The organism is Blastomonas sp. CCH1-A6, from assembly GCF_001556365.1.
GTDB classification, from domain to species: domain Bacteria; phylum Pseudomonadota; class Alphaproteobacteria; order Sphingomonadales; family Sphingomonadaceae; genus Blastomonas; species Blastomonas ursincola.
Genome location: NZ_LSIS01000390.1, coordinates 1 through 1494, shown reverse-complemented (window position 1 = coordinate 1494; position 1494 = coordinate 1). Strand labels below are relative to the sequence as shown.

The window sequence follows — 1494 nt, the reverse complement described above, 5'->3', positions numbered from 1 at the left end:
CGTCAGCAGCGCGACGCTGGCGGCGGTCAGCGCCTCCATCTCCACCCCGGTCTTGCCGCTGGTCCGCACCCGCGTCTCGACGCGGACGCCGGTGTCGACATAGGCGAAATCGACCGAGACGCTGGCGATCGGCAGCGGATGACACAGCGGGATCAGGTTGCTTGTCTGCTTGGCGGCCATGATGCCCGCGATGCGCGCGGTGCCCAGCACGTCGCCCTTCTTGATGTCGCCCGCGCGGATCGCGGCGATCACCGCCGGGGTCATGGCAATCACCCCCTCGGCCACCGCCTCGCGCACGCTATCGGCCTTGGCCGACACATCGACCATCTGCGCCGCGCCGGTGGCGTCGAGATGGGTGAGCTTGTCCATCAGGCCGCCGCTCCGGTGAGCAGTGTCCGCGTGGCGATCGTCACGTCAGGCTGGCGCATCAGCGACTCTCCGACCAGGAAGCAGCGCACCCCCTGCCCGCTCAGCCGGGTGCAATCGGCATGGCTGTTGATGCCGCTTTCGGACACCGCTATCCGGCCGTCGGGGATCATGCCGACCAGCCGTTCGGTGGTGGCGATATCGGTGACGAAGCTGCGCAGGTCGCGATTGTTGATGCCGATCAGCGGCGACTTGAGCTTGAGCGCGCGTTCCATCTCGGCCTCGTCATGCACCTCGACCAGCACGTCCATGCCGTGGTCGAACGCGGCGCTCTCGATATCGGCCATGGTCGCGTCGTCGAGCGCGGCGACGATGATCAGGATCGCATCGGCCCCCAGCGCGCGGCTTTCGGCGACCTGCCAGACATCGACCATGAAGTCCTTGCGCAGGCAAGGCAGGTCGCACGCGGCGCGCGCGGCGACGAGATAGTCGTCATGCCCTTGGAAATACGGTTCATCGGTCAGTACCGAAAGGCACGCTGCGCCGCCCGCCTGGTACTCGGCGGCATGCGCAGCGGGGTCGAAATCGGCGCGGATCAGGCCCTTGGAGGGGCTGGCGCGCTTGATCTCGGCGATCAGGCCGAAACCGTCGCGCGACTTGTCCAGGAGCGCGCGCGCAAGGCCGCGCGGTGCGGAAGCAGCAGCGGTGCGGCGTTCGAGTTCGGCCTGCGATATCAGGGTCTTGCGCCGTGCGACTTCCTGCCGCTTGACCTCGCAAATCTCTTCCAGCTTGTTCATGTGGCGGCTTTCGTGAAATCGATCCAGCAGTTGAGCAGCGCGTTGGCGAGCCCCTTGTCGATGGCCTCGGCGGCTTCCTCGGCCCCTTCGGCGAGGCTCTCCACCTCGCCCGCGATCAGCAGCGCGGCGGCGGCGTTGAACAGCACCGCATCGCGATACGGCCCGGTCTCGCCCTGCAGTAGGCGGCGCAGCGCAGCGGCATTATGCGCCGCGTCGCCGCCACGGATCGCTTCGATCGGGTGCGTCGGAAGGCCGGCATCGCTGGCCTGCCAGCGCTTCATGATGACGCCATCGGGGCCGATGTCCGCCACCTCGTTGCCCCCCGCCAGCG

Annotated in this window: 2 protein-coding genes and 1 pseudogene; all 3 read right to left on the bottom strand. The window is 68.1% G+C overall.

Features of this window, described 5'->3' with window-relative positions; genetic code table 11:
- A partial coding sequence (gene moaC / locus AX735_RS17830) for a cyclic pyranopterin monophosphate synthase MoaC (RefSeq protein WP_066282939.1) occupies nt 1-369 on the bottom strand: 369 nt, incomplete at its 3' end.
- Nucleotides 369-1163 (bottom strand): indole-3-glycerol phosphate synthase TrpC, encoded by a 795-nt coding sequence (gene trpC, locus AX735_RS17825; RefSeq protein ID WP_066282936.1) that lies wholly within the window; start codon nt 1161-1163, stop codon nt 369-371. The genes moaC and trpC, both read right to left, overlap by 1 nt.
- A pseudogene (locus AX735_RS17820) lies at nt 1160-1494 on the bottom strand (anthranilate phosphoribosyltransferase); the annotation flags it as partial. The gene trpC and the pseudogene AX735_RS17820, both read right to left, overlap by 4 nt.

Bases quoted from the DNA above. Each gene is read 5' to 3' on its own strand.
- trpC (WP_066282936.1), bottom strand. From the start codon at position 1,163: ATGAACAAGCTGGAAGAGATTTGCGAGGTCAAGCGGCAGGAAGTCGCA.